Origin of the sequence: Streptomyces sp. NPDC001401, assembly GCF_042895385.1 — a bacterium.
Lineage (GTDB): Bacteria > Actinomycetota > Actinomycetes > Streptomycetales > Streptomycetaceae > Streptomyces.
This window is the reverse complement of record NZ_JBIAWI010000040.1, coordinates 1-24,697: the sequence shown is the minus strand read 5'-3', so window position 1 is coordinate 24,697 and position 24,697 is coordinate 1. Positions and strand designations below refer to the sequence as shown.

Below are 24,697 nucleotides of genomic sequence, written 5' to 3'. Positions count from 1 at the left end.
ACAACCGATCCGGCGAAGTGCTACGCACAAGCAGTCAGCGGTACCGGGTCTAGCGCGCGCACCGGTCGCACGCACCCCACGGGCTGGCCCCCACCGAGCAGCGCCTCCCCCGCAAACTCGGCAAGGAGCGCAGGATCCACGCCCGCCCGGGCAAGTCCAGCCGCAGCGACCGGCACACGCGCCCGGTTCGCCCCGTCGGCGATCTTCACGGCGACGGCCCGGCCGTCGGGCAGCGCAGCGACCTGCACGCCTTCGAAGCCGTCCTTGGTGAGCAGCCCGGGCACGGCCCGCATCAGTGCGGCCACGTCCCGGCCGGAGCCGGAGGCCATCTCGGCGTGCTCGCGCATCGCGTCGGCGACGCGTGCCTCGGGCGTGCCGTGGACGGCCGAGGTGATGCGGGCGGCGGCGCGGGCGAGGCCGTGCAGGGAGACGGAGAACAGCGGTGCGCCGCAGCCGTCGACGGTCGTCTGGGCGATGCGCTGCCCGGTGAGGTCCTCGACGATCTCCGCGATCGCCTGCTGGAGGGGGTGGCGGGGGTCGAGGTAGTCCTCCAGGGGCCAGCCGTTGAGCCGGCAGGTGTAGAGCATGGCCGCGTGCTTGCCGGAGCAGTTCTGGGCGAGCCGGGAGGGCAGCCGGCCCGTACGGATCCACTCGTCCCGGACGACCGGGTCGAAGGGCATGTCCGTCACGTTGCGCAGATGGTCCTCGGTGAGCCCGGCGAGCTCGAGGATGCGCCGGGTGCCGGCGAGGTGGCGTTCCTCGCCGGAGTGGCTGGCCGCGGTGAGCGAGAGGAGGTCGCCGTCCAGCGGCAGCCCGGCCCGGACCATGGCGACGGCCTGGACGGGCTTGAGCGCCGAGCGCGGGTAGAAGGCGGCCTCGATGTCGCCGAGCTGGAGCTGGACCTGCCCGTCGGCGCCGAGGACGACGACGGAGCCGTAGTGGATGCCCTCCACGACCCCGCCGCGTATCAGGTGGGCGAGGGGAGCGTGGAGGGGCTCGCGGATCAGGGGTGGGCCCGCGACGGAACTGCTGTACATCACTGCCTCTTGTCGTGGAGCGGCGCGTGGGTCACGCGCCGGCCCCGGTGGTGGGTGGTGTCTGGGTGGCTTTGCGTGCGACCCGGCCGCGGATGCCGAACCATCCGCCGACCAGGGCTCCGACGATCAGCGGCAGGCACAGCACGGTGGTGCGGCCGGCGCCTCCGTCGGCGTACATGAGGACCAGGACGGAGGCGAGGAAGGCCAGCGTCACGAGTTCGGTCCAGGGCGAGCCCGGGAGTTGGTAGCCCGGGCGGGTCAGCTCGCCCTTCTGGGTCTTCTGCCAGAAGAGCAGGTGACAGATCATGATCATGCCCCAGGTGGAGAGGATGCCGATCGCCGCGAAGTTCAGGACGATCTCGAAGGCGTCCGCCGGGACCACGAAGTTGAGGCCTACGCCCAGGACACAGATACCGCTGGTGAGCAGGATGCCGCCGTACGGGACCTGGCTGCGGCTCATCACCGAGGTGAACTTGGGGGCGGAGCCGGACATCGCCATGGAGCGCAGGATGCGGCCGGTGGAGTACAGGCCGGAGTTGAGCGAGGACATGGCCGCGGTGAGGACGACGAGGTTCATCACGCCGCCGGCCGCCGGGATGCCGATGTGGGACAGCACGGTCACGAAGGGGCTCTCGGCGGCGCTGTACTTGTTCCAGGGCAGCAGCATCGACAGCAGGACGACCGAGCCGACGTAGAAGAGGCCGACGCGCCACATGATCGAGTTGATCGCCTTCGGCATGATCTTCTCGGGGTTCTGGGTCTCGCCCGCGGCGACGCCGACCAGCTCGACGGAGGCGTAGGCGAACACGACGCCCTGGATGATCAGCAGCATGGGCAGCAGGCCGTTGGGGAAGACGCCGCCGTTGTCGGTGATCAGGGCCGGGCCGGGGTGGGCGCCGTCGACGGGGTGCTGGGTGACCAGCAGGAAGATGCCGATGCACATGAAGATCACGAGCGCGCTGACCTTGACGATGGCGAACCAGAACTCGAGTTCACCGAAGATCTTGACCGAGATCAGGTTGACCGTCAGGACGACGGCCAGGGCGATCAATGCGATCAACCATTGAGGGATGTCGGAGAACATGCCCCAGTAGTGCGTGTACGTGGCCACCGCGGTGATGTCGGCGATGCCGGTGGTGGCCCAGTTCAGGAAGTACATCCAGCCCGCGGTGTACGCGCCCTTCTCGCCCAGGAACTCGCGGGCGTACGACACGAAGGCGCCGGACGAGGGCCGGTACAGGACGAGTTCGCCGAGGGCGCGCACGACCAGGAAGGCGAAGATGCCGCAGACCGCGTAGGCGATGAACAGGGACGGGCCGGCGTCGGCGAGGCGGCCGCCCGCGCCGAGGAAGAGACCGGTGCCGATCGCGCCGCCGATGGCGATCATGTTGACGTGCCGGGACTTCAGCGACTTGCTGTAGCCCGCATCGCCTGCGTCGACATGTGCGGCCGGTGTGCGCGTCTCTTCTTTGAGGTGCTCGCTCACGCCTCGGGTCCGCCTTCCGTGGGGATGTCCGTGCGCGCGGGGCGCACGATGTCGGTGAGGGTCGTCTCGACGCGGTCGAGGTGGTGCGCCATGGCGTCCACCGCGTCGAGTTCGGAACCGTCCGTCAGCGCCTCGACGATCGCCCGGTGCTCGCGGTTGGACTGCTCGCGGCGCCCGCCCAGCTCGTTGAGGAAGGCCGACTGACGCGCCAGTGCGTCGCGGATCTCCTCGATGACCCGGCGGAAGACCGGGTTCTGGGCGGCCTGGGCGATGGCGAGGTGGAACAGCGTGTCGAGGGCGACCCACGAGGTGGTGTCGGTCTCCCGCTCCATGCGCTCCAGCAGGTGCGCCAGGTGGTCGAGGTCCTCGGGGGTGCGGCGCACGGCCGCGTAGCCCGCCACCGGGATCTCCACGTGGCGGCGCACCTCCAGCAGGTCGCTGGCCGCGTAGTCGCCGAAGGTGGGGTCCTCGACGGCGTTGGCGACGACGAAGGTGCCCTTGCCCGTCTTGGAGACGGTCAGGCCCATCGTCTGCAGGGCCCGGAGGGCCTCGCGCAGCACCGGCCGGCTGACCTCGAGGGTGCGGCACAGCTCCGCCTCGGAGGGGAGCTTGTCCCCCACGGCGTACTCGCCGTTCTCAATGGCGGAGCGCAGATGCGCCAGGACCGCTTCCATGGCGCTGATCCGCCGCGGACCCTGACTGGCTGTCTTGCTGTCTGACAGGTTCACGGGAGTGATCCTGCGGGTGACGGGCGGGAACTGTCAAGGGGAGGCGAAAGAGGAAATTCATGGGGCGTGACACCTGAGACACGCGCCCCTCCTCAAGAGCACCGGGAAACCCGATGCGCCCTGTGAAGCCTGGACGAAGGGCTTGGTAGATGGCTTCTCGACCAGGACGAGCCGAAACGCGGAGGACGGTAGGGACTGGGGCCGGTTCGCGCGGCAGATGGCGTCGATGGCCCGTGATCTCCTGGCCCAGGAATCATTCTGATGCTGCACGGCACAAAGAGGTCGCCCGCCGGGTCTGCGAGCAAGGCGGCCTGTCCTGACCACGAACCGGCTCCCCCGGCTCGTGGGCTGATCAGGAGGAGCCTGACCGGGCCAGCCCGCAGGGGAACGCCGCTGAACCCGGCCTCAACGCCAAGTCCCCCGCCCCGCATCCCTCGCGCATCCGAGCCGTGTCAGACGTGCGCGAGGAGGCGCTCCAGCGGCCGGGGGACGCGCTCGAGGTCCAGATGCCCGACCATCGCCTGCGCGTAGAGCGCCTTGCGACCGCTGTGCGTGCCCATGAAGCGCCGCAGCTGGTGCTCCACGGGCCGGTGCCGCTGCGCCGGCTGCCCCTGGAAGGTGCGGAAGGGGCGCATCTCGCCCTGGGCGTCGATCACCTGCTGCACGCCTTGGGGACCGAGCGCGCGGATCAGCTCGTCCTCCAGATCGGCGACGCACAGGTGGAACCCGAGTGCCTCCAGTCCGGCGTGCGTGAGACCGGACCCGAGCCCGACCCGCTCCAGATGACGCCGGAAGTGCCGCTCCTCGCCGATGTCGCAAAGACCGGCCAGCGGGAGGCCGAGCCCCGGAGGGCCGCACACGTCCAGGAAACGCCCGATGTTCGTCGCTCCTCCGAGCGGCACTACCGCAATGCCCTGCGCACCGAGGTCACGGCCGTGGCGCGTGGCCAGCGCCTCGAGCGCGACCTGATCGCTGCTGCCCTCGACGAGCACGATCGTGCGCACACCGCCGCCGGCCAGCTGCCGCGCCACCTCGGCGCCCGCGCTCGCCCCCGCTCCCCCGGCCGCCCACGCGACCAGCGCCCGACGGAATCGCCCCATCTCGTCCACGAGACCTCGCTTCCCCACGCCATCGTGGCACGGCGGAGATCCCGTATGCACGCGCGTTTTCCGGGGCAATGCCTCGAGAAATCGGAGGAGACGGCGCCCGCCCACCTGCCCTCCGAGAGCACCGCTCCAGCACGCCGCCGCTCCTACGCGCTCAGGCGTTTGACCTGGGCGGCAGCGGTCTCGGCGCGACGCTGGGCCTGCCGGACGCGCCGCTCGGCGCCCAGGGAGTGCTCGCGGGCCTTCCGCGCGGCCGTCTGGGCCTGGCGCCGGTCTTCCTCCAGCCGCTGCAGTTCCTCGGTCAGCTCGTTGATGCGCTGCTCCAGCGCCTGCGCCCGTGCTTGTGCTTCGTCCACCTGCCGGTCGGCGGCTGCGGCCTCTTCCTGCCGGGCCTTGAGTGCGCGCTCGGCGTCCTCGGCATCCTGCCTGGCCTGCTCGAGCCGGCGGCGCCCTTCTTCGCCTGCCCTGGCGTCGCGGCGGACTGCAGGCCGGGACGCCGGCTTGCGTGCGACCGGGGCGGGGCGGGCGATGGCGTCTTCGGCGGCGGGCGGGAAGCCGGCTACCTGGGCGAAGCCCTTGACCAGGCGTCCGGTGGCCCACTCCTGCGCGGCCTCGGGGTCGGCGAGCACGGCCTGCAGGATGGTCTCGACCTCGTGCTGGACGCCCTCGCTGATCGGGTGCCCGGCCTGGGCCGCGAGCTGCCGGGCCTGCCGGGCCAGGGCGTTGATCACGCCGTGCTGTCTGCGGCTGAGTTCGCGCAGCTGCGCTCCGTCCAGGTCACGATGCGCCTGGCGCAGTCCTTCACCGAGCTGGAGCAGCGGCCGGGTTGCGTCGGGCCGCTCGCGGACGAGGAGGTTGCTCGCCCAGGCTGCCAGGCCGGGGCGGCGCAGTTTGCCGATCTTGGCGGCGAGCGTGCGGTCGCCGGCCCCGCGGGCTTCGGCCGCCCGCGCGTCGCGGGCGGCGGTGAAGTCTTCCGGCCGCAGTCCGTACAGCTCGTCCGCGACAGTGTCCAGGTCCACCGCGTCCTCCGCACTCGACGCCACAGTGCCGATTTTCGCAGGTTTCGACCCCTGTGCCGCGTTGCGTCCCATGCGGGGACACAGACCTCGTGGGGCGCCGCAGCGCCGTGGCGCCCTCCCCCGAGAGGCGCCCGTCTCCGCGACCGCCGTCAGCTGCTGAGGGCGCCCATGCTGAGCAGGCCCAGCAGCAGCACGCCGACGAGGAGCCGGTAGACGACGAAGGCGTTGAAGGAGTGCTTGGCGACGAACTTCAGCAGCCAGGCGATGGAGGCGTAGGCGACGACGAAGGAGACGATCGTGCCGACGGCCAGCGGGACGGCACCCACGCCCGTGCCCAGGGCGTCCTTGAGCTCGTACAGACCGGCGCCGGTCAGGGCCGGGATGCCGAGGAAGAAGGAGAGGCGGGTGGCGGCGACGCGGTCCAGGTCGAGGATGAGGGCCGTGGACATGGTGGCGCCGGAGCGGGAGAAGCCGGGGAAGAGCAGGGCGAGGATCTGCGAGCCGCCGACCAGCATCGCGTCCTTGAACGTGGTGTCGTCCTCACCGCGCTTGTGCCGGCCCATCTGGTCCGCCGCCCACATCACGCCACTGCCGACGATCAACGAGGCGGCGACCACCCACAGCGAGGCGAGCGGGCCCTCGATGAGGGGCTTGGCGGCCAGGCCCACGATCACGATCGGGATGGTCGCGTAGATCACCCACCAGGCGAACTTGTAGTCGTGGTGGTAGCGCTCCTCCTTGTTGACCAGGCCACGGCCCCAGGCGGAGACGATCCGCACGATGTCCTTGAAGAAGTACAGGAGCACGGCGGCGATCGCGCCGACCTGAATGACGGCCGAGAAGCCGACGACGGCGTCGTCGTCGACCGGGATGCCCATGAGCCCTTCGGTGATCTTCAGATGTCCGGTGGAGGAGACGGGAAGGAACTCGGTGAGACCTTCCACGACTCCGAGGACGGCGGCCTGACCGACGTTGATGACGCTCATGGGATCCAGTTCTGAGGAGTTGGTCGACAGTGCTGTAGACAGTCTTACTACGCGCGGAAGGGAGGCCTCTCGCCTACCCCCACACGGCCTGGGCGATCGACACCCCGACGAATGCCGCACCGAGGCCCGCCGCCACACTGCCGACGACGTTGGCGGCAGCGTAGAGCCCGGCCCCGGTCTCGGTCAGCCGCAGGGTCTCGTAGGAGAAGGTCGAGTACGTCGTCAGGGCCCCGCACAGGCCGGTACCGAGGAGCAGCTGCAGATGGGCGCCGGCGGCCCCCTCGGCCACCGCGCCGCTCAGCAGGCCGAGAATCAGGCAGCCGGTGACGTTCACCGCGAAGGTACCCCAGGGGAAGACCGAGTCGTGGCGGGACTGCACCGCGCGGTCGGTGAGGTAGCGCAGCGGGGCGCCGACCATGGCGCCCGCGACGACCAGCAGCCAGTTCACAACGACTTCTTACCCTTCATATCCGTTTTGCCGGAGCTGTCCTCGCGGCCCACGTACCGGATGACCTCGCAGTCGTCGAGGATGACGAGGCCCTCGCCGACGAGTTCGTCGAGCTGCGGCAGGAAGGCGCGGACGCGTTCCTCGGTGTCGACGATGACGATCGCGACGGGCAGGTCCTCGCTCAGCGACAGCAGCCGCGAGGTGTGGATCAGCGAGGAGGCGCCGAAGCCCTCGATACCGCGGAAGACGCTGGCGCCGGCCAGGCCCGCCGCGTGGGCGCGGTGCACGATCTGCGAGTAGAGCGGCTTGTGGTGCCAGGTGTCGTTCTCGCCGATGAACACGGTCACGCGCAGCGCGCTGCCGGTCAGCCTCGTCATGGCTGCCTCCACTTCAGGACGCGGCGAGCCGCGGTGACCGCGAGCCACACCGCCGTGAGCGCCGCGAGCAGGGTCGCGGCGAGATAGGCCAGCCCGGTGCGCGGGTGGCCGGCGTCGACCAGCTTCTGGATGTCGACGGCGTAGGTGGAGAAGGTGGTGAAGCCGCCGAGCACGCCGGTGCCGAAGAAGGGGCGCACGAGGCGGTGGGCGGCCCACACGTCGGTGATGACGACCATGAACACGCCGATCACGGCGCAGCCGACGACGTTGGTCCAGAAGGTCGCCCAGGGGAATCCGCCGGGCTGGGCGGGCCACCACAGGGAGGCCGCGTAGCGGGCGGTGGCGCCGAGGGCTCCGCCGAGTGCGACCACCGCGACGACCGGGGCCTGGGTGCGCCAGGCGGGCGGTCGCGGGGGGCGGGGGCGGGCGCGGACGCTCTCGGCTTCCGGGGCTGTCATGGTCGTACGTCTCCTACTCGCCGGGGCCCGGGGCATGCGGGCGCCGCTCCTTCGCAAGTAGGGACCGTTGGCGGCACCACTGCCGCGGTTCGGGTACGGCGGGCCCCACCGCCGCGCCGCGACGGGTGCTCGCGGCCGGGCAACAGGGTAGCGCCCGGCCCGGACCCCGGTCACTTCGGGACCGGCCGCTCGCACACCGCGATGCCCCGCTCCCACAGGCTGCCCAGGACCAGGTGGCCGGCGGCCTCGCAGACGCTGGTCACCATGCGGAAGCCGGAGTGGCGGCGGGCGAGGTGGTGGACGATCGTCCCCTGGTCGTCGACCGCGAGGGCGCCGATGGTGCCGGTGGGGCGGAAGGGGGCACGGACGGCGATGCGGGCGGCGGCGCCCCGGACGGCCGGGCCGGTGCGGTGCAGCAGGTCGAGCGGGGGGACGCGGGGCCCGGCCAGGGAGACCCAGATCGGGCCGTCCGGGGCGCCTCGCCAGAGGTTGTCGGGCATGCCCGGGAGGTTCTCGACGAAGGGTTCGCTCTGCCCGGCCCTGTCGCCGGCGAGCCAGTAGCGGGTCAGCCGGCACGCACCGGTCTCGGCGACGACGAGGAACGATTCATCAGCGCTCAATGCCAGCCCGTTGGCAAACTGGAGCCCCTCCAGCAGGACTTCGGGACTCTCGCTGCCCGGGGCGAGGCGCAGCAGGCGGCCGGTTCCCGTGTGTTCCACGAGGTCGCCGATCCACTGGTCCAACGGGTAGCGGCGACTGGAGACGGTGAAGCAGACACTGCCGTCGGACAGGGCGACCGCATTGCTGCAGAACCGCAGCCGCTCCCCCGCCACCGAGTCGGCGAGGATGCGCACGATGCCCTGGCCGAGGTCGACGCGCAGCAGTCCGAGTTCGGCGTCGCACACCAACAGGGCGTCGTCCGGGAGCAATTCGAGGCCGAGCGGGCGGCCGCCGGTTTCGGCGAGCACCTCGACGCGGGCGGCCGTGGGCTCGGTCAGTCCGTCGATGCGCAGGATGCGGCCGTCCTCCACCCCGGTCAGCACCCGGCCGCGGGCGTCGGCGACGACGTCCTCGGGGCCGCGGCCGCCGATGGCGACGTACCGGAGCGGGACGAGTTCACTGGGACGGTCCATGAAAACCTCCTCGTCGAGGTCGGGACAGCTCATGCTGGCATGTGTAGGGATGCCCACCGGGTGCCGCGTCACCCGATCAGGTTTACCGGGACGCGTTCCCGGCCACTCAGGACACCACCACCGGTAGCTCCGGGCCGGAGGAAGGGGTGGTCCCCATGTCACGGCTGGCCGCCTGGCACCGGCTGGGGCTCGCCGAGCTGCACCGGCGCGGCACGGAGCTCGAATTGATGCACCGGGCCATGGGATTCGCCACCCTCGCCCTGGTCACGCTGGCGCCGCTGCTGATCCTGGTGGCCGCGGCGGACCCGCTGGGGCACCACGGTTTCGCCCTGTGGCTGGTGGACGGCATGGCCCTGAACGGCAAGTCCGCCGACGCCCTCGCGCACGTCTTCGGACCGACCCGCAAGGTGATCAGCACCACCAGCGCCCTGAGCGTGGCGCTGCTCGCGCTGTTCGGCATGTCCTTCGCCTCGAGCGTGCAGAACGGCTACGAGCGGATCTGGAAGACGGCCGCCGCTCCGTGGCACCGGATCTGGCGGCACGCGGTCTGGCTGGTCATGCTCATGGGGTACCTGTACGCCCAGGTGCAGACCCGCACCGTGCTGGAGGGTCCGTCCCGCATTCTGCTCAGCATGGGCGTCGGCGTGCTGTTCTTCTGGTGGGGACCGCACTTCCTGCTCAGCCGCCAGGTGCCCTGGCGGTATCTGCTGCCCGGTGCGCTGGCCACGATGGCCGGCCTGGTCGGCCTGCGCGCCTTCTCGTACCTGGTGTTCACCCCGCTCCTGGTCACCAACGCGATCAGCTACGGCCCGGTCGGTACGGTCCTGGTGGTGGAGTCCTGGCTGGTCGGCGTGGGCTTCGTCGTCTACGGCGGTGCGCTGCTGGGCCGGCTCATATGCGAGTGGCTCGGCCACCTCGACGAGCCGCCTGACCCGCCCGAGCGGACGGCACGGGCACCGACGGACCGCGGGCAGGGGCCCTCGGCCATGCGTTCCTAGTGCGCTGACCCTGACTACCGTTGTCCTCGGTAGTCGCTCGACTTGCTCGTAGTCGAGTGCGGCCCACCGCCGGGTGCGCGCCGGACCGCCTCCCTGAACCGCAACGGCCGGCCCGACGCAGACTCCGCCACCGACTTCACCGGCGAGTTCACCGTCGGCTACGCCCTACCGGTCGGAGTGACCTTACGCTCCGTGTCCAGTCTGAGCGTGCTGCGCGGATGCTCGTGTCGGCCAGGCGGAATGTCGCAGGCGACGACTCGCCCGCGACAGTTCGGGACTCCGCGTGGCGGGGTCCCGAACTGGTTCTCGCCGCCGTTGACGTGCAGGGTGGTGCCGAGCACGACGCTGCTGTCCGCGGAGGCGAGGAAGGCCACCGCGGCGGCGACCTCCTCCGGGCGCCCCCTGCGACCGATCGGCACTCCCGCCGCGAGTTCCGCCTTGACGGCGGCCACGTTCTCCTCGCCGATGGCGATGTCGACTCCGGGGGCGTCGATCGCGACCGGCGCGACCGTGTTGACCCGGATGCCCCTGCCCTACAGACAGTTCAAGTCCGCCATCTGTGGGGCGGACTCCCATGACCTGCAGGCCCAACTCAGCGCCGTACCTGCCGACATGATCGATCTGCGCGCCGCTCCATGCAACCCGCGCCCGCCGCAGCCTAGACACCTGGCCTCGTATCCGAACATTGCGCCGACGGAGCCAGCGGACCCATCCTCCTGGCAAAACGGGGAACAGGCACGTCCGCGGTCGCACGCCGGAAGTCGAGGAACTGTTCGACCGCTTCGACGATCAGATCGGTCTCGGTCTTCCCGTCCGCGCGCGCGGCCTCGGCGAGCCGGATCTCCAGCTCGGCTGGCAGATGAACCGTCATCGGAGGCACAACGTCATGGTCTGACCACGTCATCGCGGCGTCAATGGGCACGTCGTCTTCCAGGACCGGTCTGGATGCCGCGACTCGTTGTCATCGATCGGAGGTCGGCGGTGCGAACTATGGGCATGGTGGCCACTGAATTTTGCCGGGCACGTCTGATGGCCCCTCAGGGCCGGTGGTGGTCGGGGCTGGTCGCGGTGGTTGCTTTGCTTCCCCGCTGTACAGCAGCCATGCTGCCCGCCGCTTCAGGAGCCAGGTCCGTGTGTAGCACCGATCCGCCCGCTGGTTGGCCCTGCCGGCCATCATCTGGCGACGTTGATGTCAACCGGTGATGTCAGGACAGTGGATGCTCCTGTGACAGCGGTTCCCGAACGAACTGGGTCCGCCGCTGGTCGCTGGCGCCGATGGCGTGGAAGTTCTGACGGGCCTCCGTCAGACTCAGCCGACCGTTCGGGCCGCCGCGTACCCTGTCGGCGTCGTGATCGTCCTGGCCGTCGTCCTCCCAGAAACACACGGGGCAGATCTCGTAGAGGCCGCGCTCGGCAAGGGTCAGGTAGCCGCAGCACGGACACCGATACGGCCCGCCCATGGGGCTGTGGTTCACGTTGATGGAGGGTTCGGTCACGGCCGCATCCTGGCGAAGCTCCGCTGTCGGCGCATCTGGATATGCGGCTCGATCTACAGCCCCGGTTTGGAAGATCGCGTATGCGGATCCAGCCTGACCTGGCAGAACGTTGGCCTGCGTGTTCTCGGAAGGATCGCCGACGTTCCCCCTTGGTCCCCGCTGCTTGCTCTCCCATCGGGCACGCAAGGGGCCCGGGTGGCTGCCTGTGCGCGGCTACGTCGACGGTGTCGGCTTCCTGCGCCGGGCGAATCGACGGCAGGCTACCCAGAGGTTGACCAAGAACAGCACCGATCCGGCGATGGGCCAGCCCACGGATCCACCTCCGCGGTAGGTCTCGACACCGATCACCAGCAGCAGTGAACCGACCGCCACGCCCATCAGGTCGAGGAGAACGTCTGCCTGTCTCGCGATCTTCGAAAGGTTGACCACGGCTAGATCGTGACAGGTGACCGCGCTCTTGCCAAGGTCCATTTCCCTGCCGTGACCTGCACCTTTTCCACACGGTCGGCCAAGCGGCTTTGGGCTGGAGTTTCAATGACCGAGTCAAGGCCATGGGCGCCCTCCGCTGGGGCGGGCGGCACCTCGTCTCGGAGATCGGCTGTGCCTCGGCCGACGAAAGTCAGCCACGACGGCGGGCACACCGACCGATCAGGCGCGCGTCTGCCTCGCTGCACCCCCACCGGCCGTGACCACGCCGCCGGCTCTGTGGCGTCGACCCAGCACACGCTGCACGGCCGCCTCAGATGAGAAGCTCAGATCTGGAGTTCCGCGAACACTGGGTTAGCCATGAGTCTTGGATACTCGACGCCGAGCCGCGTCAGTACGGCCTCTTGAAAGAGCAGCCAGGCGTTCCTGAGATCGACGCGTTCGCAGACCGCCTCTGCCGCTGCGTATGTGCACGCGACCCGCACCTTGTCATCTTCCGGGACGAAGTCGATCAGCTCGGCGTTCTCGGTGAAGCCGATCGTCGTGCGCTCGCCCCGCTCCAGGTGTTCGAGTGCACCCTTCATGGACCACAGAAAGTCGTACCAGCGCAGGTCAGAGCGGCTGACCAAGGCGAGGTCCACTTCTTCGCGGTTCTCCTGGCCTTGGTCCACGTACGGGCCAGTCTGGCGATATTCGATCCTGATCATTGGGCTCCCGTTGACGGTAGCGCGACGTTACTCGCATCGTCGGTGACGGAGGTCGGCGGAGGCTCAACGATTGAGTCAAGCCGTCTGCGTGATGGGTGGGGTGGGAGTGAAGGCCCTGTTGTCGCGTAGCAGAGCCCAGAGCACGCTGGTCCGTCGTCGTGCAAGGGCGATGACGGCCTGAACGTGCTTGCAGCCCTCTTCGCCCTTGTTGAGGCAGTACTCCCGGTTGGGGCCGTCGCGCATGATGCTGGTCTGCGCGGAGAGGCAGAAGACTCTGCGTAGGAGGCGGCTGTAGCGCTTGGGGCGGTGCAGGTTGCCGGTGCGGCGGCCGGAATCGCGGGGGACGGGGACCAGGCCAGCTGCTGAAGCCAGGTGGCCGGCGTCGGCGTAGGCAGTCATGTCGCCCGCGGCGACGATGAACCCCACTCCGAGGATGGGCCCATGCCGGGCAGCGGCTCGATGACTTCGGCCTGTGGGTGGGTGCGGAAGGCGTCGCGGATCTGCCCGTCGATGCGTCCCAGCCGGTCGTCCAGGGCCAGGATCTGAGTCGCCAGGTCGGCGGCGATCTGTGCGGCGGTGTCCTCGCCGGGCAGCGCGGTCTGCTGAGTCTGGGCCGCTTCCACGGCCGTGGCGGCCGGACTGTCCCCGTCGCGGACTCCTCGATTGACGAGCCAGGCGGCCACTCCAGCCAAGCCACGGTCGGCAAGCTGCTTTGAAGCCACATCCGGCCCTGCCAGGCCACCGAACAACTTACGGAGCGGCTTTGGGGGGCGCATCACCCGGTTCCCAAACGAGATGGAGTCGGCCTGAGCGCTACTAGTTGACGCATTGCGATACGCCTGCTGACGTCAATGGCGGTTCCCGTCAGACTGCGCGGGGCTTAAGGGGGCAGCGAATTGGCTGGGGCTTTCTGGGATGGCAGCGGATCGGCCCTGCTGGGCTCCGCGCTGTCGGGCATTTTGGCTGTCGGGACGTTCTACGCGACTCGTTGGCACGAGCGGAAGATTGCGCGCGAGCACCTCGCATACCAGGCAGCCGAGGACATCGCCAAGGCGCTACTCGATCTGGAAGATGCCATCAGCCCACGTCCGTGGGAACAGCCACGAGGCGACTGGAAGGCGCTTTGGAAGTCCGCCGACAAGTGCGGAGAGGTCTGCATCGTGCGTATCGCAGCCCTCTCCGAACGATCCTTGTCCCTCGCCGTCCAGGAGATCTACAACATGGTCTACGACGCGTTGCGGGTCATGCAGCGCCACGCAGAAGTTGATCCCGGTCCTGTCTCCGGCGTGGACGTAGACGCGATGCTTCACGAAACGATCATGTACTTGGAGCAGGTGGTCAACGCTTTGACGAACTGGCGGAGCCTGTCCGTAGCGCGGAAGCCAGAAGTTCCGGAGATGCCGTGGCGGAGTCTGCTCGAACCCGCGCCTCCGCGCATGGCACCCGGTCAGCCCGAGTCCAGACGTGGGGTCCTGGGTTGGGCTAGGCGGCCTGACGAGAGCTAACAGTGTGGAACTCCTCACGGTCTACGGCCCGGACACGGCCCCGGCACAGCAACAGGGCCTCTGCCAGCGGTGAACCGCGACTTCTCGGCGCGCCAGTGCGGCCAGGCAGGATGACCGCGTCCGCCATGCCCGGAATTCCCGCGTTCGCCGCTGGAACCGCAGACGGACAGGGCTCTCGCATCGGCCTGACCAGCTCAAGACCGCCGCACGCCTCGCCCTCGCAGTGCACCGCTTCACCAGCCCGTTCCGGCCCCGGACCGCCATGGCCCCACCCTGCCACCGGCCCTTGGCCGTACCCTGGTCAGGACATGACCAGGAGCGGAGGCGGCGAGGGCGGGGTGGATCAGGTACTGCGGGTTCCGGCCGACATGTTCCGGTTCACGACGGGCGAGCGGGCACCGCTGTACAGCGCGATCCTGCACGCCTTCGGGGAGGCCAACGAGCGGCTGGTGACCGCGCTGTCCCTGGACGAGGTACGCGAACGGCTGCGCGGTGTGGGCTGGTTCGACGCGCTCGCCGACGAGGACCTGGTGGCGGCGCTGCGGCAGCTGCGGGAGTGGCGGCTGCTGGACGCCGTACAGAATCACGCGGGCAACTACCGGACGGCCGAGGAGTACGAGCGGCGGAATCTGCAGTACTCGCTGACCCGCCGCGGCGAGGCCGCGTTCGCCGGGGTGCAGCACGCGCTGGCCGTGCTCGCCTCGTCCGGCGCCCTGCAGACGGCCGTCCTGGACGCCATCTCCGACCGGCTGCACGCCCTGGCCGAGTTGGTGGCGGATGCCGCCTCGGGCGACCGGCAGCTGTTCACGACGCTGCAGGAGCTGGAGGGGCACCTGGACGCGCTGCGCTCCAACACCAAGCAGTTCAACGGGGAACTGCAGCGTCTGCTGCACGCCGACGGGGCGGATCTGGCCGTCTTCCACGAGGTCAAGGCCGCGACGGTGGCGTATCTGCAGGAGTTCCTCAGCCACCTCGACCAGCGCGCGCATGCCATCGCGGGCGCGGTGGCACGTGTCGAGGAGCTGGGCGTGGACGTGCTGCACGAACGGGCCCTGGCCGGCGCGGAGTTGCCGCCGCTCGCGGGCGGCGACCCGGCCCCCGCCTGGCTGCAGGCGCGGCGGGCCCGCTGGGAGGGGTTGCGCGTCTGGTTCCTGCCCGAGGACGGCGCTCCGGCCCGGGTGGAGCAGCTGCACCATGTGGCGCGCCGGGCGATCGTGACGCTGCTGCAGGTCCTGGACCGGATCAACCAGGCCCGGCTCAGGTCGTCCAGCGCCGCGGAGGACTTCCGGGAGCTGGCCCGCTGGTTCGCCCTGGCCCCGGCGGAGGACGACCTGCACCTGCTGTGGGCGACGGCCTTCGGGCTCGGCTCCGCCCGCCACGCCCACCTCGTCCACCCCGACCCGGAGGTCGTGCCCGCGTCGGCGGGCTGGGGCGAGGCCCCGCCGGTCGAGGTGTCGGCGCTGCTGCGCTCCAGCGGCCGTACGGAACGCTTCACCCGGACCGGCCGGGTGCGTGACGTGGCGGCGGTGAAGGCCGCCCGTGCCGAGCGGGCCCGGGCGGAGCGGGCCGAACTGGAGGCGGCCTGGGACCTGCTCGGCGCCTCGGCACCGGTACGCCTGTCGCACTTCGGCGAGCTGGACCACCGGGTGTTCGAACGGCTCCTGGACCTGCTGGGCCGGGCCCTGGCGGTGCACCCCGACAGCGACGGGCTGCGGCGCGCGGTCACCGGCGACGGCCGGGTGGAGGTGCTGCTGCGCCCGCCGGACGGTCCGGGCCGGGCGATCCTGCGCACCGTGCACGGGCGCCTGACCGCCCCCGACTACGTGGTCGAGATCCGTCCCTCGGCCCGAGTGACCGACCACGGTTTGCACCAGGAGCGCCGAGCCGGATGAGCAATCTCGCCAACCAACTGGTCGTCGCCGAGCGCGAGGAGGTGGCCCGGGCCATCCGCACCCTGCTGGCCCGTCCGCTGCTCACCGAGAAGGACGACCCGGTCGCCTTCGACCTGGTGCGCCGCCGCCGCGAGCCGCTGACCCGGTGGTTCGACTACACGCTGGGCTGGCCGCTGGTCGTCGAGGCCCGCCAGGGCTACGCCCGCCTGTCCAAGGTGCGCGCCTACGGCAGTGGAGCCGACGGGGACCGCCCGGCCCGCCGGCCACGCTCGGGCCGCGCCCCGCTGGACCGCCGCCGCTACGTCCTGCTCTGCGTCACCTGCGCCGAGCTGCTGTCGGTGCCGGTGACGACGGTGGGGCTGCTCGCCGACCGGGTGGCGCGGGCGCTGTCGGCCGACGAGGCGCTGCCCGCGTTCGACACCGCGCAGCGCGCCGAGCGGATGGCCTTCGTCGACGTGCTGCGCCTGCTGGAGTCCTACGGGGCGGTCGCGGTGCTCGACGGGGCGACCGAGTCGTACACGGAGTCGGCCGACGCGAAGGTGCTGTACCGGGTGCAGTCGGGCGTGCTGATGCGGCTGCTTTCGGCGCCGGGCAGCCCGTCCCGCCTCTCCGCCGCCGCGGGGGTGGCCCCCGCCGAAATACCCGGCCGTTTCGGAGAGTTGATGTCCGCGCTGACCAAGGAGCGGCGCTACGGCAGCGGGGAGGACGAGGCGTCGGCGGCGCAGCACACGCTGTGGCTGCGGCACACCGTGCTGCGTCGGCTGTTCGACGATCCGGTGGTGTACCGGGACGAGTTGACGGAGGCTCAGCTCGGCTATCTGACATCGCTGACAGGCCGCCAGGTGATGCGGCGGGCCGCCGAGCAGGCGGGGTTCGTGCTGGAGGAGCGCGCCGAGGGCTGGCTGCTGGCCGACCCGGAGTCACTGGCCACGGACGAGAAGTTCCCGGACGACTCCTCCCATGCCAAGGTGGCCGCCCTGCTGCTGCTCGACGCGCTCACCGAGAGTACCGACGGCTGCTCCGCCGCACGGCTGGCCGCCGAGGCGGAGGGCCTGCTGGCCCGTTTCCCCGGCTGGGGCAAGGCGTACCGCTCCGAGGACGGTGCCGCACGGCTGGCGGAGGACGCCGTACGGGTCCTGGTCCGCTTCGGGCTCGCGCGCAGCGCCGCGGGCAGGGTCACGGCCCGCCCGGCCGCTGCCCGTTACCGGCTGTCGGGCATCGACCGGCGTGACGAAAGGGCCGAGTGATGACGGTGACCGAGCTGGCCGGGATTCCCGGACCGCGCCGCCAGGACACGGGCCGCTGGCACCCGTCCCGGGCCGGCGTCCTCAACGTGTGGCGGTATTACGACGAGGTGTTCACCTTCCACCGCGGACGCCTGCTGCTGCGCGGGCCCAACGGCACCGGCAAGTCGAAGGCACTGGAGGTGCTGCTGCCCTTCCTGTTCGACGCGAGCCTGAAGCCCAACCGGCTGTCCACGTTCGGCGGCAGCGAGCGCACCATGCACTGGAACCTGATGGGCGAGGGCGCCAGCGGCGTCACCCGGGTCGGCTATGTGTGGCTGGAGTTCCGCACGGACGAGGCCGACGGCCCGCGCTGGTTCACCATCGGCGCCCGGCTGCAGGCCACCTCCCGCACGACGTCGGTGGGCGTCGACTTCTTCACCGTACGGGCCCGGGTCGGGGCGGACGACGGGCTGTCGCTGGTCGGCGAGGCGGGGCAGCCCCTCACCGTCGCCGCGCTGAAGGAGGCGCTGGCCGGCCGGGGCGAGGTGCACGACACGGCCGCCGACTACCGGGCGGCCGTACGGCAGGCCCTGTTCCCGGGCCTGTCCGAGCAGCGCTACGACGCCCTGATCACCGCACTGCTGCAACTGCGCACCCCGAAACTGTCCGAGCGGCTCGACCCGTCCCTGCTGTCCACGCTGCTCTCGCGTGCCCTGCCGCCGCTGGATCGCGACGAGATCTCCGAACTGGCCGACGGCTTCGAGCGGTTGGACCGGCGGCGGGAGGAACTGGCCCGCATGGACGAGCGGGTGGAGGCCGCCGGACGGCTCGCCGCGCGCCAGCGCTCGTACGCCCAGCGTGTCCTGCGCGCCCGCGCCGCCGAACTGGTCTCCGCCACCACGGAGATGGACAACCACACCCGTGCCGCCCGCGAGACCGAAGAGGCCTTCGAGCGCGCCGTCGCCGAACGGGCCACGGCCGAACAGCAGTTGACCGAGGCGCAGGAGCTGATCGGGGAGCTGGCGTCCCGGATCGAGGTGCTGACCGACTCGGAGGAGTACCGCCAGGGCCGCGAACTGGACCGGCTGCGCCGCCAGGCCGGCCAGGCCCGGGCCACGGCCGAGGAGCGGCGCGCCACGGCGGACGCGGCACGGGCCGAGGCCGAGGAGGAGGCGGAACGTGCGGCCGGGGCCCTTAGGGAGGCCGACGCCCAGCAGGGCCGCACGCGTACCGCCGAGGAGGAGACCTGGCAGGCCGCGCGGGCGGCCGGCCTCACAGCGGCCTGCACGGAGACGGCGGCGGCGCTCGCCGACGGCGAGGACAACCGTGCCCGGCAGCTGATCTCCGGCGCGGTGCGCGGTCGGCTCGGGCAGATCGCCGACGTGCGCGGCGCCGTGGACACGCACCGGGACGCGGTGCGCTCCCGGTCGGCGGCCGAGGAGGCCCTGGAGGTGACACGGGCGGCGCTGGCCGAGGCGAGCGGACGGTGCGAGGAGACGGCCGGGGCGTATGCGGCGGCGGTCGAGGCGCAGGCCGTACGGCTCGAGCAATGGGCGGGCGGCTGCGCGGAGCTGCGCTTCGACGCGGCCGCCGTGCGGGAGCTGGCGGAGCAGGCGGCCTCCGAGGCCGAGGTGCTGGCGCTCACGGAAGCCTTGGCGCGGTCCGTGGAGCGGGAGTTGACCACCGCAGAGACCATGGCCGGACAGCAGCGCCGAACCCTCGCCGCCGAGCGTGCGCAAGCGGCCGAGCAGGCGGCCCGCCTGGAGGCGACGACGGACCTGCCGCCCGAGCCGCCGCACACCCGTACCGCCGACCGCACCGCACGGCCCGGGGCGCCGCTGTGGAAACTCGTCGCCTTCCACGACACCGTTCCGCCCGCCCAACAGGCCGCCGTGGAGGCCGCGTTGGAGGCGTCGGGGCTGCTCGACGCGTGGGTGGGCCCGTTCGGCGGGCTGGTGGCCGTCGGGCACGACACGTTCGCGGAGGCGGAGTGGTCCCCGACGGCCGCGGGCGGCCGGAACCTGACGGACGTGCTGCGGCCGGAGGCCGACGCACCCGTACAGGCCGCGCGGATCGAGCGGCTGCTGTCCTCGATCGCGTACGGCGACACCCTCCCGGAGGGCCCGGCGGCCGCCATCGGCGCGGACGGCACCTGGCGGCTGGCCGCCGCCACGGGCAGCTGGGCCAAGCCCGAGTCCGCCCACATCGGCGCCTTGGCACGCGAGCGCGCCCGCCGTCGTCGTATCGACGAACTCGTCGCCCAAATCGAGGAGTTGGACGCGTCGATCCATTCCTGCGACACCGAAAGCGCGCTGCTCGCCGACCGCCGCCGCACCCTGGACCTGGAGCGCCACAACCGCCCCGACCACACGGCGCTGACCACCGCCCGCCGCGCCCTGGACCGCGCCGAGGCGGACGCCGCCGCCCGCGACGACGCCGTACGCACCGCCGCGACGGTGCTGGCGAACCGTGAGCGCGAGGTGGCCCTGGCCCGGCAGGCCCTCGATGCGCTCGCCGCCGAACACGGACTGCCGGCCGACGAGAAGGCGCTCGGCCGGCTGGTCGAGCACACCGAGACCCTGCGCGAGGCGGCGGGCCAGTGGCTGCTGGCCTCGGTGCGCCTGGCCGCCCTGCGCAGCGCGGCCGCCGAGGCCGGCCAACGGGCCGAGCGGGCGGGACGCGGCGCCGGGCAACGCGAGGGCGAGGCCCGCGAGGCGGAGACGGAGGCGGGCTCCCTCACGGCCGCCGTGGAGGAGGCCGAGCGCACCGCGGGCGCCCAGTACCAGGACGTCCTCGCCCGCATAGAGGAACTGCGCACCGAGGCCGGCCGGCTCGAACGCACCGCCCGGCAGCTGACCCAGACCCTCATCCAACTGGCCACGATCATCGGCTCGTTGGACAGCCAGCGCACCACCGCCGCCGAGCAGCGGGACACCTCGATCGCCGTCCGCGACGCGGCCGCCGAACGGCTGCGCCACTGCCTCGCGCTCGGCCTGGGCGCCGACGCCGGCCTGGACGGCATCGAGCTGGCATCCGACGCGAAGGTGACGGCCACGCTGGAGGCGGCGCGGGCGATCGCCGTCCGCTTCTCCGCCGTAGCGCACTCCCCCAAGAACATCGCGGACGCCCTGGAGCGCCTGGCCGAGACCCGGTACGCCACCGCCGAGATCCTCGGCGAGCGCGCTGACGTCCATCTGGAGGCCCAGGAGGACCTGCACCTGCTCACCGCCTCCGTCGACGGCGCACTGCTCGGCGCCGCCGGGATACTCGCCGCGCTGACCGAGGAGCGCGACCGCGGGCGAGACGACATCACCGCCGGGGAGCGCGGCCTGTTCGACCGGATCCTGACCGGGGACACCCGGCGCCATCTCGCCACCCGCATCCGCCAGGCGAACGAGCTGGTCGACACCATGAACGCCCGCCTGGAGCGGGTGCGCACCGCCTCCCGGGTCGCCGTCCAGCTGGTGTGGCAGGTCGATCCCGCGCTGCCGCCGGGCACCCGGGCCGCCCGCGACCTGCTGCTCAAGGACCCGGTCCGGCTCACCGACGCCGACCACGAGGCACTGCACCACTTCTTCCGCGAACGCATCGAGGAGGCCAGGGCGAGCCAGACGGCGGGCAGTTGGGAGGAACAGCTCGCGCAGGTCCTCGACTACACGGCCTGGCACCAGTTCGTGGTCCGGCTGGATCGCGCGAACGGCCTGGGCTGGCAGCTGCTGACGAAGAAGCTGCACGGCGCGCTCTCGGGCGGCGAGAAGGCCATCGCGCTGCACCTGCCGCTGTTCGCGGCGGTCGCCGCCCACTACCACGCGGTGCCCGAGGCGCCCCGCCTCATCCTGCTCGACGAGGTGTTCGTCGGCGTCGACGCCACCAACCGGGGCCAGGTCTTCGCCCTGCTGTGCTCCCTCGACCTCGACCTGCTGCTCACCTCCGACCACGAGTGGTGCACCTACCGCGAGCTCGACGGCATCGCCGTCCACCAGCTGATCACGGACGGCGACGACGATGCCGTGACCACCGCACGCTTCGTGTGGGACGGCGCGGGACTGCTGCCCGACGAGGCCCCGGCATGAGCCCTCACGTCCTGGACCGTCCCGAACTGGCGCCGCTGTGGCGGGCGGTGCACGACCGGCTGTCCTCCGGCCGCCCGGTCAGCCGCGTGACGGTCGGCCCCCTGGACCAGCCCGCCCGCGAGGCGCTGGCCGACCTGCTCGGCCTCGACCGACTGCCCCAGGCCCGTACGACCGTGACGCTGGCCCGGTTGGACGAGGCGCTGCTCGCCGGCGTCGGCGCGGACAGCCGGGCCGTGGCGGAGGCCGTGCTCGGGCCGCTCGGCGACCGCGCGGCCGACCGGGAGGCCGACCGCACCGAACGCGCCGCGCTGTGGCACTGGCTGGAGTCCCACCCCGTGGTCACCGCCCAGCCCGCACTCGCCCCGTGGACCACGCACCTGCGCCGCTCCGGCCTCGTACGGGGCTCGGCCGACGCGACCCGCCGCCTGCTCCAGGACGCCCTGACCGTCCTTGCGGTCCTGCCCGCGCCGGGCGATCCACTCCCGGTGTTCGCGGCGGCCCGCCTCGGCAACGCCCACGCCCTTGACGACGGCACCCGCCTGGCCGGTGTGGTGCTGCGCGCCCTGGCCGCCCTGCATGACACCGACCCACCGGCCTGCGCAGCCGACCGCCGCGCCCTGTGGAGCAGGGCCGGCATCGCCGACGACGCCCTGTCGACCACTGTCCTGGCGGCAGGCCTGCGCCCCGCCGGAACCGGGCCGGTGGCCCGCGCCCTCACCGCATACACGGACGCCGGCCACGCCACACACCTCTCCCTGGCCCAGCTCCGCAACCCCGGCCACCTGCACCTGCCGCCGACGGACGTGCACATCACGGAAAACCCGAGCATCCTCGCCCTGGCCCTGCACCGTTTCGGCCCCGCCTGCCCGGCCCTGGTGTGCGCGGCGGGCTGGCCGAACAGTGCGGTCGTCCTCCTCCTGCGCCAACTCGCCGCGGCCGGCGCCCCGTTGCACTACCACGGCGACTTCGACGGCGAGGGCCTGCGCATCGCCGCGCACGTCCTCGCCGCCACGGGAGCGTCCGCCTGGCGCATGTCCGCCGCCGACTACCGCTCGGCACACAGGCACTCCCCCACCGGCCCACCACCCGGCCGCCTCACCGACGCCCCGTGGGACCCCGACCTCGCGCCCGCCCTGCACCAGTGCGGCACAGCCGTCCTCGAGGAGCACATGGCGGACGTCCTCCTCGCCGACCTGGAGCCCTTTGCCCGGCACTTCGAATGAGCGCTGCTGAGGTGCGGCAGCTGGGACGCGGTGCGGTTTACCTCGCTTCGAGCGTCCGCATGGCGCCTCCCGGCATCCCCAACCGTTCCTATTCAGTGAGCGGGAGTGAGTCTTGGACCCAAACCTGGTCAACTGGCGCATCCCGAACGGTTGTTGATGCGCTGGTCACCCGCGTTCGCGCCGCGTCCGGCGACACGGATCGTGTCCGTGGTCCGGGGATGCGGGGGCGGGTTTCCTCACGCCCGAGGGTACCGTGTCCGGCCTGGGCGGTCCGATGCCCCACACGATCGCTCTGGTCGTGTGGGGGCGGTGCCGTCCGTCGCCGGACGCGGTGCCCGAGAGCGCGTCGCCCGATCGCGACGCCAGCGGCGTCATGGCGGGTGGTCTTGCGGTTCTTGCTGCTGAGGGGCTTCTGCCAGTGCTCGGCGCCCCAGCGGGAGGTGTAGGCGGGGTCGACGACGACGATGGTAATGCCGAGTTCGGCGGCCATCGACACGAGCCGTGCCCGCAGTTTGGCGACGGGCATGCCGGAGATCAGCTTGCGGAACCGCTTCCTGCGGCCGTGCTTCTCCCGCGTCTTCTCCGCGCCGAAGTCCAGGTCCTCGATCGCGATGGAGACGCCTTCGCGCCGTGCCCAGCGAAGGAGGCCGGTGAGGGCGTGCCTCACCTGGGCGTCCCGGTAGGTGGCCGGCCCGTCGAGGTCGTAGAAGAACCGGCGGGGCCCACCCATCGGGTTGCCGTGCTCATCCAGACGCCACGCTGCGAAGTGGTCGGCGTTGGTGTCCACACCGATGAGACCGTTCGTCCTGGCTGCGGTCAGGGGAACGGTCTGGACCGGCGGGATCGTCCACGACGCGGTGAGGTACCAGCGGCCCCGGTCCACGTCCAGGTGGATGCGGTAGGCGACAGCACGGTTCGCCGATACGCGGTCGGCCCACTCTTCGCCGCGGTGCCGGAAGTCGATCCGGCCGTCGAGCACGTACCGGCCGCGCGGGCCGTTGGCCAGAGGAGCCAGCGGAGCCGGGAGCTTGATGCTGACCTCGCCGTCGGAGCTGACGCGGATGGTCTCGTTCCCAAATCGCTTCCCCGACTCCCCGTCTGCCTGGAGGAACCAGCGTCCGGCATCCCAGCGCCTGCGCCACTCGTACTCGGTGAGCTGGGCAGCTTCCAGATTGTGCCGGTTGCGAGCCAGTCGCTTCCCGCCCCGCACCACGTGCACGACACCGGCCTCACGGTCGGACCGCTCGCGCTCCAGCCGGTCTTCCAGCACACGCAGGCGCCGGGTCTTTTGGAACCACTCCTGCTTCGTGCGGTAGCCGCCCGGCACCCCCTTCGTGCCCTTCTCCCCGACCGGCTGGGACAGGCGGTGCGCGATCGTACGCACCCCGGCCTCAAGGTTGTGGATGTGGGCGAGCTGGGCACGGCGCGCCAGGCCCCACTAGTCGTGGGTGGCCTTCGTGATACTCCCGGCCCAGCGCGAGGACGACTCCTCGGTCAGGGCCCGCTTGCGCTCCGCCCACTGGTCGCTGTCGTGATCGGTACCCGCCCGGCAACGTGCCTTGAGGTCGGCACAAGCCAGCGAACCCAGGTGCGCGCCCACCAGCGGCAGCACCTCACGGTCCCGCTGGGACATGCCCTTGATGCTGGTGCGGACCGCCACCCCGGACGGGCCCAGCGCAACGAACGGCGCCTCGATCGTGCGCAGTGCGAAGTCAGCCATGCTCGGCGGCCTCCAAAGCCTTGCGGGCCCGGTTCTTCGCCGACCGGCGACCGTACAGGCGAGCACAGAACGAGGTCAGCACCTCCACCATGTCGCGCACCAGGTCGTCCTCGACCTCGCCGTCATCAAGGACCACGAGGCGGCGCCCATGTGCGGACAGGGCGGCTTCGACGAGTTCAGTGTTCATCCGGCCCAGCCGGTCCTTGTGCTCGACCACCACCGTGGTCACGTCCGGATCGGCCAGCAGTCGCTTGGCTTTGGGGCGGGCACCGTTCATACCGCATGCGATCTCCGCCTCCACCCGCAGCACCCGGTGGCCGGCCTGCACCGCCCACTGGGACAGCCGGGCGACCTGCCGCTCCAGGTCGGTCTTCTGGTCATGGGAGGAAACACGGGCATACAGGCCCAGCCCGCCGATCGCCTCGGGCGCGGCGTTGACCCCAATGTTCACGAGGATCGTGCGCGGGCCGACCCGCTGAGCCGGTACTGGCAGCGTCCCCTCACGGAACCAGCGATACGCGGTCTGCGGATGCACACCCTGCGTCTTCGCCCATTCCGTGAGAAGCCGTATTCCTATCGATCATGAGGACGGTTCTGGTCGAACAAGGTGCCTGGTCGGGTGATCTTGGCCGGGTGGATGCATGAGAACAGGG

General features: G+C 71.4%; 22 protein-coding genes and 2 pseudogenes. 6 read left to right on the top strand and 18 right to left on the bottom strand.

Features of this window, described 5'->3' with window-relative positions; genetic code table 11:
- Positions 1-20: 20 nt before the first annotated feature.
- From ACFY10_RS54565 to ACFY10_RS54520, 10 genes are all read right to left on the bottom strand, one after another.
- Positions 21-1,037, bottom strand: coding sequence for an asparaginase (locus tag ACFY10_RS54565; protein WP_390672897.1), 1,017 nt, complete (start codon positions 1,035-1,037; stop codon positions 21-23).
- A gap of 31 nt (positions 1,038-1,068) precedes the next feature.
- Positions 1,069-2,523 carry an amino acid permease gene (locus ACFY10_RS54560; RefSeq protein WP_390672896.1) on the bottom strand — a complete coding sequence of 485 codons (1,455 nt, stop codon included), beginning with the start codon at positions 2,521-2,523 and terminating at the stop codon, positions 1,069-1,071.
- The gene (locus tag ACFY10_RS54555; protein WP_390672912.1) at positions 2,520-3,197 is read right to left on the bottom strand and encodes a FadR/GntR family transcriptional regulator; all 678 of its coding nucleotides are present in this window, start codon (positions 3,195-3,197) and stop codon (positions 2,520-2,522) included. The genes ACFY10_RS54560 and ACFY10_RS54555 overlap by 4 nt, the downstream gene beginning before the upstream one ends.
- Before the next feature lie 506 nt (positions 3,198-3,703).
- Complete coding sequence (locus ACFY10_RS54550; protein ID WP_390672895.1) at positions 3,704-4,360, bottom strand: TOPRIM nucleotidyl transferase/hydrolase domain-containing protein; 657 nt, start codon at positions 4,358-4,360, stop codon at positions 3,704-3,706.
- A 143-nt stretch (positions 4,361-4,503) separates the two neighbouring features.
- Positions 4,504-5,400, bottom strand: a complete 897-nt coding sequence (locus tag ACFY10_RS54545) for a hypothetical protein (RefSeq protein ID WP_390672894.1) — start codon at positions 5,398-5,400, stop codon at positions 4,504-4,506.
- Positions 5,401-5,525: 125 nt separating this feature from the next.
- Positions 5,526-6,362 (bottom strand): undecaprenyl-diphosphate phosphatase, encoded by an 837-nt coding sequence (locus ACFY10_RS54540; RefSeq protein ID WP_390672893.1) that lies wholly within the window; start codon positions 6,360-6,362, stop codon positions 5,526-5,528.
- A gap of 73 nt (positions 6,363-6,435) precedes the next feature.
- Positions 6,436-6,810, bottom strand: coding sequence for a fluoride efflux transporter CrcB (gene crcB, locus ACFY10_RS54535; RefSeq protein WP_390672892.1), 375 nt, complete (start codon positions 6,808-6,810; stop codon positions 6,436-6,438).
- The gene (locus tag ACFY10_RS54530) at positions 6,807-7,187 is read right to left on the bottom strand and encodes a DUF190 domain-containing protein (protein WP_390672891.1); all 381 of its coding nucleotides are present in this window, start codon (positions 7,185-7,187) and stop codon (positions 6,807-6,809) included. Before ACFY10_RS54530 ends, crcB (ACFY10_RS54535) begins: the two co-directional genes overlap by 4 nt.
- Positions 7,184-7,645 (bottom strand): fluoride efflux transporter CrcB, encoded by a 462-nt coding sequence (crcB, locus tag ACFY10_RS54525; protein WP_390672890.1) that lies wholly within the window; start codon positions 7,643-7,645, stop codon positions 7,184-7,186. The genes ACFY10_RS54530 and crcB (ACFY10_RS54525) overlap by 4 nt, the downstream gene beginning before the upstream one ends.
- A gap of 170 nt (positions 7,646-7,815) precedes the next feature.
- Positions 7,816-8,778 carry an SMP-30/gluconolactonase/LRE family protein gene (locus ACFY10_RS54520; protein WP_390672911.1) on the bottom strand — a complete coding sequence of 321 codons (963 nt, stop codon included), beginning with the start codon at positions 8,776-8,778 and terminating at the stop codon, positions 7,816-7,818.
- Between the two features lie 155 nt (positions 8,779-8,933).
- Between ACFY10_RS54520 and ACFY10_RS54515 the strand changes: the two genes are divergently transcribed.
- Positions 8,934-9,776, top strand: coding sequence for a ribonuclease BN (locus ACFY10_RS54515; RefSeq protein ID WP_390672889.1), 843 nt, complete (start codon positions 8,934-8,936; stop codon positions 9,774-9,776).
- Positions 9,777-9,934: 158 nt separating this feature from the next.
- On the opposite strand, the gene ACFY10_RS54510 is transcribed toward ACFY10_RS54515, so the two are convergent.
- The 6 genes and pseudogenes from ACFY10_RS54510 to ACFY10_RS54485 form a co-directional block, all read right to left on the bottom strand.
- Positions 9,935-10,300, bottom strand: coding sequence for an SDR family oxidoreductase (locus tag ACFY10_RS54510; RefSeq protein ID WP_390672910.1), 366 nt, complete (start codon positions 10,298-10,300; stop codon positions 9,935-9,937).
- Between the two features lie 134 nt (positions 10,301-10,434).
- On the bottom strand, positions 10,435-10,698 hold the full coding sequence (locus ACFY10_RS54505) for a hypothetical protein (RefSeq protein WP_390672888.1): 264 nt from the start codon (positions 10,696-10,698) through the stop codon (positions 10,435-10,437).
- Positions 10,699-10,981: 283 nt separating this feature from the next.
- Complete coding sequence (locus ACFY10_RS54500) at positions 10,982-11,272, bottom strand: CPCC family cysteine-rich protein (protein WP_390672887.1); 291 nt, start codon at positions 11,270-11,272, stop codon at positions 10,982-10,984.
- A gap of 213 nt (positions 11,273-11,485) precedes the next feature.
- A complete protein-coding gene (locus ACFY10_RS54495; RefSeq protein ID WP_390672886.1) occupies positions 11,486-11,743 on the bottom strand; it encodes a hypothetical protein in 258 nt (85 codons plus the stop codon).
- 281 nt (positions 11,744-12,024) lie between these two features.
- A complete protein-coding gene (locus ACFY10_RS54490; protein WP_390672885.1) occupies positions 12,025-12,405 on the bottom strand; it encodes a hypothetical protein in 381 nt (126 codons plus the stop codon).
- A 75-nt stretch (positions 12,406-12,480) separates the two neighbouring features.
- Positions 12,481-13,103, bottom strand: a pseudogene (locus tag ACFY10_RS54485) (transposase); the annotation flags it as partial.
- 198 nt (positions 13,104-13,301) lie between these two features.
- Here ACFY10_RS54485 and ACFY10_RS54480 point away from each other — a divergent pair.
- The 5 genes from ACFY10_RS54480 (at position 13,302) to ACFY10_RS54460 (ending at position 22,324) form a co-directional block, all read left to right on the top strand.
- A complete protein-coding gene (locus tag ACFY10_RS54480) occupies positions 13,302-13,910 on the top strand; it encodes a hypothetical protein (protein ID WP_390672884.1) in 609 nt (202 codons plus the stop codon).
- A gap of 308 nt (positions 13,911-14,218) precedes the next feature.
- Positions 14,219-15,802, top strand: coding sequence for a TIGR02677 family protein (locus tag ACFY10_RS54475; RefSeq protein WP_390672883.1), 1,584 nt, complete (start codon positions 14,219-14,221; stop codon positions 15,800-15,802).
- Positions 15,799-17,049, top strand: coding sequence for a TIGR02678 family protein (locus tag ACFY10_RS54470; protein ID WP_390672882.1), 1,251 nt, complete (start codon positions 15,799-15,801; stop codon positions 17,047-17,049). Before ACFY10_RS54475 ends, ACFY10_RS54470 begins: the two co-directional genes overlap by 4 nt.
- Positions 17,049-21,101, top strand: a complete 4,053-nt coding sequence (locus ACFY10_RS54465; RefSeq protein ID WP_390672881.1) for a TIGR02680 family protein — start codon at positions 17,049-17,051, stop codon at positions 21,099-21,101. The genes ACFY10_RS54470 and ACFY10_RS54465 overlap by 1 nt, the downstream gene beginning before the upstream one ends.
- Entirely contained in the window at positions 21,098-22,324 is a 1,227-nt protein-coding gene (locus ACFY10_RS54460) for a TIGR02679 family protein (RefSeq protein WP_390672880.1), read from the top strand. The genes ACFY10_RS54465 and ACFY10_RS54460 overlap by 4 nt, the downstream gene beginning before the upstream one ends.
- 88 nt (positions 22,325-22,412) lie before the next feature.
- Here ACFY10_RS54460 and ACFY10_RS54455 read toward each other — a convergent pair.
- Positions 22,413-24,044 (bottom strand): annotated as a pseudogene (locus ACFY10_RS54455) (IS200/IS605 family accessory protein TnpB-related protein).
- Positions 24,037-24,615 (bottom strand): IS607 family transposase, encoded by a 579-nt coding sequence (locus tag ACFY10_RS54450; protein WP_390672909.1) that lies wholly within the window; start codon positions 24,613-24,615, stop codon positions 24,037-24,039. The pseudogene ACFY10_RS54455 and the gene ACFY10_RS54450 overlap by 8 nt, the downstream one beginning before the upstream one ends.
- Positions 24,616-24,697 lie beyond the last annotated feature (82 nt).